1 protein-coding gene is annotated in these 1,330 nt (G+C 49.8%); it reads left to right on the top strand.

Features of this window, described 5'->3' with window-relative positions; genetic code table 11:
• On the top strand, nt 1-1,330 hold a 1,330-nt coding region (locus A9267_RS21920), incomplete at both ends, for a beta strand repeat-containing protein (RefSeq protein WP_443018795.1).

Here is a 1,330-nt window from a genome sequence, read left to right as displayed (position 1 = left end):
CGGCACGGTCACTCTGGTGATCACCGATATTGCGGGCACTGCAATTACCATCACCGATGTGGCTGTTAATGCAGATGGCACTTACTCTGTCGATAACGTTGACCTATCTACGCTTGTGGATGGCGACATCACAGTGCTTGCAACCGCGACTGACAGCAACGGTAACGACCTGTCTGCCAACGACACTGAAAACCTCGATGCCCTTTCAAGCAACATCACCGTTGATTTAGTCATCGATGGCGATAATAACGGTGACATCACTGGTACTAGTCAGGATATTCCAGCGGGTGGTACGGTCACTCTGGTAATTACCGATATTGCGGGCACTGCAATTACCATCACAGATGTGGCAGTAAACGCGGACGGCACTTACTCTGTTGATAATGTTGACCTCTCTACACTTGTGGATGGCGACATCACAGTGGTCGCAACCGCAACTGACAGCAACGGYAAYGACCTGTCTGCCAACGACACTGAAAACCTCGATGCTGTTGATGCTGAGCTAACAGTAGACTTAGTGATTGATGCATCGAACCAAGGTGACATCACTGGTACGAGCCAGGATATTCCAGCTGGCGGCACGGTCACTCTGGTTATCACCGATATTGCGGGYACTGCAATTACCATCACMGATGTGGCAGTAAACGCGGACGGYACTTACTCTGTCGATAAYGTTGACCTATCWACRCTYGTGGATGGCGACATCACAGTGGTYGCAACCKCAACCGACAGCAACGGYAAYGAYYTATCKGCCAAYGACACTGAAAACCTTGATGCTGTTGACGCTCAATTGACCGTTGATTTAGTCATCGATGGCGATAATAACGGTGACATCACTGGTACATCACAAGACATTCCAGCTGGCGGCACGGTCACTCTGGTGATCACCGATATTGCGGGCACTGCAATTACCATCACCGATGTGGCTGTTAATGCAGATGGCACTTACTCTGTCGATAACGTTGACCTATCTACGCTTGTGGATGGCGACATCACAGTGCTTGCAACCGCGACTGACAGCAACGGTAACGACCTGTCTGCCAACGACACTGAAAACCTTGATGCCCTTTCAAGCAACATCACCGTTGATTTAGTCATCGATGGCGATAATAACGGTGACATCACTGGTACATCACAAGATATTCCAGCAGGCGGCACGGTCACTCTGGTGATCACCGATATTGCTGGCACAGCAATTACCATCACCGATGTGGCTGTTAATGCAGATGGCACTTACTCTGTTGATAATGTTGACCTATCAACGCTTGTGGATGGCGACATCACAGTTGTTGCAACTGCAACCGACAGCAACGGTAATGACCTGTCTGTG

The sequence above is a fragment of the Shewanella sp. UCD-FRSSP16_17 genome (assembly GCF_001675935.1).
In the GTDB taxonomy this organism is placed as follows: Bacteria; Pseudomonadota; Gammaproteobacteria; order Enterobacterales; family Shewanellaceae; genus Shewanella; species Shewanella japonica.
Note: the sequence above shows the minus strand (reverse complement) of the source record. Positions and strands in the feature narration are given on the sequence as shown.